General features: G+C 53.6%; 6 protein-coding genes. All 6 read right to left on the reverse strand.

Going from position 1 to position 7,257, the window contains the following annotated elements:
* The coding region (locus tag B3187_RS04905) for an efflux RND transporter permease subunit (protein ID WP_286804870.1) at positions 1-2,899 on the reverse strand (2,899 nt) is incomplete at its 3' end.
* 10 nt (positions 2,900-2,909) lie between these two features.
* Complete coding sequence (locus B3187_RS04910; RefSeq protein WP_286804871.1) at positions 2,910-3,851, reverse strand: efflux RND transporter periplasmic adaptor subunit; 942 nt, start codon at positions 3,849-3,851, stop codon at positions 2,910-2,912.
* A gap of 34 nt (positions 3,852-3,885) precedes the next feature.
* Complete coding sequence (locus B3187_RS04915) at positions 3,886-5,190, reverse strand: TolC family protein (protein WP_286804872.1); 1,305 nt, start codon at positions 5,188-5,190, stop codon at positions 3,886-3,888.
* Between the two features lie 511 nt (positions 5,191-5,701).
* Complete coding sequence (cadR, locus tag B3187_RS04920) at positions 5,702-6,118, reverse strand: Cd(II)/Pb(II)-responsive transcriptional regulator (RefSeq protein WP_286804873.1); 417 nt, start codon at positions 6,116-6,118, stop codon at positions 5,702-5,704.
* Positions 6,119-6,209: 91 nt separating this feature from the next.
* On the reverse strand, positions 6,210-6,728 hold the full coding sequence (locus tag B3187_RS04925; RefSeq protein WP_286804874.1) for a protein-disulfide reductase DsbD domain-containing protein: 519 nt from the start codon (positions 6,726-6,728) through the stop codon (positions 6,210-6,212).
* Positions 6,729-6,733: 5 nt separating this feature from the next.
* A partial coding sequence (locus B3187_RS04930; RefSeq protein ID WP_286804876.1) for a thioredoxin family protein occupies positions 6,734-7,257 on the reverse strand: 524 nt, incomplete at its 5' end.

Below are 7,257 nucleotides of genomic sequence, written 5' to 3' on the forward strand. Positions count from 1 at the left end.
CAGATTTGGTCTGAACTAATACACCTGACACGTGCCAACGATCGCGGATAAATGCGAGCATTACCAAACCGTTCAGCACCGCGACACCGGATAACGCGATAAAGCCAACGCCAGCCGATATTGACAATGGCATATCGCGAAACCACAGTGCCAATACACCACCAGTCAACGCTAGTGGTACGCCTGTAAAGATAATGAGTGCGTCTTTAAGCGAGCCCAGTGCCACTACCAAAATCACAATAATAATAGCGAACGTCACGGGGACCACAAGTGACAACCGCTGACTCGCCGAAGCCAACTGCTCAAAAGTACCTCCATAATCTAGCCAGTACCCTGCCTTCAGCTTCACTTCGGCCGTGACACGCTGCTTGGTTTCCGCTACGAATGACCCCAAATCCCGCCCCCGAACATTTGCCATAACCACGACTCGCCTTTTGCCGTTTTCCCGGCTGATTTGGCTGGGCGCGGGCGCAATTACGAGCGTAGCGAGTTCCGACAACGGTGCATACCCGCCCTCTGGCAAAGGCACAGGCAACTCGTGCAAGTGCTTGACATCGCGTCGCACGTTTTCTGGAAGACGAACCACCAGCTCAAACCGGCGATCCCCCTCATAGATCAATCCCACAGACTCACCTCCGATAGCAGTCGCAACAAAATCCTGTACATCGTCAACGGTGAGCCCGTACCGGGAGATCGCCATACGATCGGGGTGCACTGACAGCATTGGTAGGCCGTCAACCTGCTCAACCCGTGCATCGGCTGAGCCCTCTATGTCATTCAAAACCGCGAGAATCGCCTCAGCTGAGGCTAGAAGCTGTTCGAGGTCATCACCAAAGACCTTGATTCCTAAATCCGCTCGAACCCCCGAAATTAACTCATTAAAGCGCATCTCAATCGGTTGCGTGATCTCGTAGTTATTGCCCGGAACTTCCTCCAATGCCTCCTCCAACTCTTGAAGCAGTTCATCCTTGGGAAGCTTTGGATTCGGCCATTCACTGCGCGGTTTAAGTATCACGAAGTTATCCACCACATTTGGAGGCATCGGGTCCGTCGCCACCTCGGCTGTGCCTACCTTGGCTAACACCTTGTCAACCTGCGGGAACGATCTAATGCGCCTTTCCAACATCTCCTGCATCGCCACCGATTGTTCCAGCCCCGTGCCGGTCACCCGTAGCGCCTGCACCGTAATATCCCCTTCATCCAGCTGGGGCACAAACTCTGATCCAAGTGTTGTGGCCAGCCAGCTTGATGCGAAAACCAGAATAGTGGCACCGGAAATGATCCCCCATCGTAACCTGAGAACCCAACTCAACAATGGTCGATAAAGTGACTTTGCGGCGACGATGGCACGATTTTCTTTCTCGCTGACGCGCCCGGTCATAAATACAGCGACCGACGCGGGAACCACAGTCAATGAGAGCACCAATGCTGCCAGAAGCGCCATTACAACGGTAGCAGCCATCGGCTGAAACATTTTCCCTTCGACGCCAGTCAACGTGAACAACGGAATGTAGACGACCGTAATAATCAACACCCCGAATAGACTCGGTCGAATGACTTCGTTAGTCGCTTCAAAAACCAACCAAAGCCGTTCTTTTCGTTCGAGCTTGCTGTTATCAGACGCCTGAGCTTCTGCCAGGCGGCGTGTCGCGTTCTCCACGATGATGACCGCCCCGTCGACAATCAGGCCAAAATCCAGTGCGCCGAGGCTCATCAAGTTGGCAGACACTCCTGTCTTGACCATACCGAAAACGGTGGCGAGCATCGATAAAGGAATCACTGCGGCAGTAATCAGCGCTGCACGAATGTTTCCAAGCAGCACAAAGAGCACTGCTATGACAAGCAACGCGCCCTCCAAGAGGTTCTTCTTTACGGTCGCGATGGCCTTGTCCACTAAAGTGGTGCGATCATAAACGGTGTCCACCCGTACGCCTTCGGGAAGAGAAGACTCGATCTCTTCAAGCTTTATCGCCAAATCGCGAGCCACAGCGCGGGAGTTCGCTCCCATTAACATCATCGCTGTACCAACAACGGTTTCAACTCCGTTTCGCGTAGCCGCGCCACTGCGCAACTCCTTTCCAATCGCGACCTCCGCGATGTCTGCAACACGCACTGGCGACCCATCGACAATTTTCACCACCACCTGTTCGATGTCGGTTATCGTTTGCAACTGACCAGGCGATCGCACCAACAGCTGCTCGCCATTGTGCTCAATATAGCCAGCGCCGCGATTGTTGTTGTTGTTCCGTAGGGCCTGGCTCACATCGTCCAAGGTCACGTCAAAAACCAGAAGCTTTCGTGGGTCGGGGGTGACGTGATATTGCTTGGCAAAGCCGCCGATCGTGTTAATCTCGACTATACCGGGTACAAGAGCCAACTGCGGCTCTATAATCCAGTCCTGAACTTCGCGCAATGCCGTTGCATCGTACGGTGTTCCGTCAGCCTTTACCGCTCCAGGCAAGGCCTCAACCGTATAGGTAAAAATTTCACCGAGACCGGTTGCTATGGGACCCATCTCGGGCTCAAGGCCTGGCGGAAGATCGTTCTTAATCGCGCCTAGACGCTCGTCGATCAAGTTTCGAGCAAAGTAGATATCGGTGCCATCTTCGAACACCACTGTCACTTGCGACAACCCATAACGGGACAAAGAACGCGTATATGATAGATTTGGCAACCCTGCAAGCGCCGTCTCTACCGGATAGGTAATGCGCTGTTCGGCTTCCAGAGGCGAATAACCCGGAGCCTGGGTATTGATCTGTACCTGAACGTTGGTGATGTCAGGCACTGCATCAATCGGTAAGCGCTGATAGCTCCACACACCTAAGCCGATCAGTACAAAAATAAAGGACAAAGTGAGGTAGCGCCGCTCGACTGAGAAGCGAAGAATCGATTCGATCATCGTCTGACTCCTAATCGTGGTCTTCGACGCTTGACTTCAAAAGGTCAGCTTTAACCAAAAAACTGTTGCCCACGACATAACGTTCACCCGCTTCGAGCCCAGAAAGGATTTCGGTGTAACGGTCATCACTGCGGCCAAGTTCTACCAATTGCGCTTTGAATACATCATCCTTATTGGTAAAAACCACCGTTTTACCCTCAACTGTTTGCAGGGCGCGATTGTCCACCGCGACAGAGGCTTGAAATGACTCTACGACAATTTCCCCCATAACAAGCAGCCCGGGTGTCCATTGTCCGTCTCGGTTGTCAAGTGTACCTCGAGCAATAAGGTAGGGCCGCCGTTCACTTCCAGGAAGAACATGGCTAAGCGTCACCGTTCCTTTAACACTGTCAGAAGACAGCAGAACCGTTTGCCCTTTCGAAACGGCCGATCGTTGTGCCGGGAATACGTGAAGCTCCACCCAAAGTGGGTTTAAACGGGCAATAGAGAAAAGCGCTCGATCCTGTGTTAGTTCGCCAACCGCTGTTTGGCGGTCGACGACAACCCCGTTGATCGGCGAGCGAAGCTGGTAGGTCCTCAGGCTGTCATTGGACTCAATTTCAGCGAGTAAATCGCCGGTTTCAACCTGATCGCCAATCTGGGCATGAACCTGATAGACTTGACCAGGGAACCGTGCCCTCATGTGGGTTTCCTGGCCAGGTGGCACAACGATCTTTCCGTACACCCGAAGAATGCGGTCGAGGGTAGCGGGTCCAGCTTGGCTTGTACTTAGTCCGGCTTTTTGTGCCGTCTCTGAACTGATCCGAACCACCTCCTCTCCTTCATGCTCTGTTCGATTCCTTTCGTGCGCTTCATCCCGCCCCCTAGGTTCAATAAAGTCCTGAGTGAAAGCAGCGTTCGAAGTAAGAATCACCATTAGTACCGAAAGAATAACGTAATATCTGTGTCGCATAGTCTTGTTCCTATAGTTTTTTCAGCGCTGGTGGTCAACGGGAAAGTCTGCTGGTAGATAGAGGCTCGGCAGTCATTTGTTCAATAAGGGCGCCGTATTGAAGCACCGAGGCTGCCGAGTCGATCATCCTCCGTCTAGCAGCCAACAACTCTTCCTGCGCGGCAATCAGATCCAAGTAGCTATACCGCCCCCGTTCATATGCTCCACGCGTCTCCCGTAGCGCACGATTGAGTGTCGGTATTACCTCTTCTTTCAGCACTGCTGAGACTTCAACGCCCTGCTGTCGATTTTGATAGGCTTCGAAAAGTTGCGCATGCAGATTAAACAGTGCCTCTTTCCGCCGAAACGTCACTTGATCACGTTCGGCTTGGGCAGCGCGAATTTCCCCACTGCTTCGACGATCTGCAAACAAGGGCATACTAACCCCTGCAACTAGCCCCGTATCGCCAGAGCCTTCCATCCGGCGTACCCCTAGGCTCCAGGAGATATCACTTTTGGCACGCGTTTGTGACAGCCGGATCCTTGCTTCCTTCAGGCGAGTCTCACTCGCAAACACAGCCAAAGCGGCGTTGCCTTTGGCTCTGTCGTATAGAGACGCAAAATCATCCGCGGGAGGGAATTGAAACAGGTCCCCTTGAAGCTCCTCAAAATCAGTTTCGATAGCGCCCCACAGACTGGTAAGATGGGTCTTCTCTATTTCAAATACCCGCTGCATGCGAGATAAGGTGATTTTTGTTTTTGCGAGAGCGGCTTTGGCCCGTAAAACCTCTGCATTTGGTGCAACACCCGCGCGTGCTCGCTTTTCAACTGCCTCCAGTGTCGCGCGAGCTAGCACCAAAGCATCTTTTTCTAGATTCAACCGTTCCTGTGCTGCCAAGGCGGCGACGAAGCCATGCGTCACCTCGCCGAGCAGATCCAACGCTTCAGCCCTACGCCGCGCGTCCAACAGACCAGTGCGAGCATCGACCAGCGCCACTCGCGCCGAACGCTTTCCGCCGAGTTCAATGACCGACGACAGTGAAACCGTCTGTTCTGAGCCACGCAGGCCTTGTATTTCACCCTCTCCAGCGAAGTTCTCAACCTCCGCACCCAGCTCATAGGCTGGCGTTAGGGCAGCGGACTCTCTGACCCCCTTGAGCCCACGCATCCGAACTTCGTACATCTGCAAGCGGGGGTTGTTCTGCATGGTTTTGTGAATAGCATCGTCCAGTGTAAGCACCGCCTCCCGGTGCTGCCCATACGAGAGGCCGCTCAATAACAATAAAAGACTCAATAGTAACGTGTGCGCGGTGCGCACACGCACGCGGGCGAGCCCAACCCATAAACCAAAGTAGTTCATCGGTAATTATCCTAAAAAATTATTTCAGTACCCCAACAATGGGGACCAGCTCTAGAGTGCTAAAAACTCGGGACCTATCAGGCTTTGGGTGGTCGAAACAGAGAGGGGCCGTGGACGGACGAAAAGTCAATTAGGTAGGAGGGCAGCACGCCCCTAACATCAGAATAAAAATCAGAAAATTGATGAACGGCCATCGCGAGCCAACAAGCGTGGCAAAGGGCACAACAGGAGCAACCGTCTTGCAGTAAAGCGGTATTTACGGCCTCGTTTGTATCGACCTTACAATCTCCGGGCTGGAGCTCTTGATTCCACCCCAGAGTACGGTCAGCCCACTGAGAAGTCGGATGTGCCTCAACAGCGACGACGAAGCCCTGAAGAACCATCAGTGTTATCAATACAATCGTCACTTTTTGTTTTGTCAAAATTGCCTTCCGGGCTGACATACGTTTACACATACTCCACCACACCAAGAGCCAGAAAGCCATCGCTCGCCCCAGGGTCTGTGAAGGTTCTATTTCTTTGTCATCGAGCTTCGGCTGCGCTCGGTCAATCCTTGCAAAATGCCGCACTGCTCGACACTTCGCCCCTCCGCGCAGGCCTGACGCAAGGATCGCAACTGAACTTCAAGCGCTTGTAGCGTTTTGATTTTTATCGTAACCTGAGCAATACGATTATCAATAAGATCGTTGACACTACTGCAATACTCTGTTCGTTGGCTTCGTAGCTGTATCAGCTGCCGGATGTCGTCGAGACTCATATCCAAACCGCGACAATTTCGAATAAATTGCAGGTTCATCAAATCTCTATCGCCGTAATCTCTATAATTGCTTTCCGTTCGAGAAGGCTCTGGCAGCAAACCTTTTTTCTCCCAAAAGCGTATTGTTTCAACCGGCAAACCAAGCTTCTTCGCCAAAGCGCCAATTCTCATGAAGACCTCCTTAACCAAGGCAAACTTATAGTAGATCCTGCATAACAACGAGGGTGTTGCACGAGGGCCATCACATAAACCGATATTCCCGTCACCGGAGAGAAAGCCTCGCCTGGAGGGTGTCTGGAGTCAGGCAACGACCGCTGTCGTGGCATGCCTGAACCCGAACTTCGGCGGTTAACTGGTCATTAGACACGTCTTTGAGAAGGGTAGCGCGAATGATGGTACCATCATCGTAAATGGTCCAGGGTTCATCACCGAGCCCGCTGTCGATAGTGCGACCGAGTGGGTAGTCGACTTCCAACGGCAAGGGTTCACCCCCGCTCACGGAAAGCTCGGTGGGGATCAAGAAGTCCAAGGACGCGGGGTTGGCATTCACGTGCCAATCGCCTTCGATCAAGAGTGTCACACGAATACTGTCCCCTGCCCCTCGCACAGCAAGGATATCGACCAGATCAGCGGTGGTTTTAGCCGCCTCGCCGCCAGCCGCTGCGTCTAGGGTTTTGGGCTCTAAGAGCGGCCACTGCCATGCCAACAATGCGCTCACCACCGCCAAAGCGCCCAGACCAGGCACCAGCCAGCCGAAGATTTGGGATTTATTCATGCGCATACGACTTATTCCTCCGTAGAGCTGCGCAGCGTCGACGCCAGCGTGTCCGCCACAAACAGGTCGGGCAGCCGTTTTACCGGCTTCCCGCGACCATTGAGTACCACCGCAAACGGCAGGCCGGCCCCGCCGAACTCGCGCAAATAACGTTTCAGGCGCTCATCAGGCCGCGTTAGGTCAGCGCGCAGTGTGATAGCATTAACCTCACGGACAGCTCGGACCACACGCCGATCACGATAAACGGTCTGTTCGAGCACTTTGCAATTGATGCACCAATCAGCTGTAAATTCAATCAGCACCGGTCGTTGTGCCGTCCGCGCATCGCTCAGTGCCTCATCCGTCAGAGGCTCCCAGGCCAAGGTATCGGTTGCGACACGACCCGGCTGCGGCCACGCCGCGAGTCCCGTGACCACAGTCCCGACCAATACTACCGCCGGAACCAAGCGCGCGCGGAGGTCAGGTCCGACCCATAGTGCGCGCATCAGCCAGAAGGTAAGCACCGTCACCCAGATTATCCACAGCAACCGTCCCA

Origin of the sequence: Marinimicrobium sp. UBA4209 (assembly GCF_002381585.1) — a bacterium.
In the GTDB taxonomy this organism is placed as follows: domain Bacteria; phylum Pseudomonadota; class Gammaproteobacteria; order Pseudomonadales; family Cellvibrionaceae; genus Marinimicrobium; species Marinimicrobium koreense.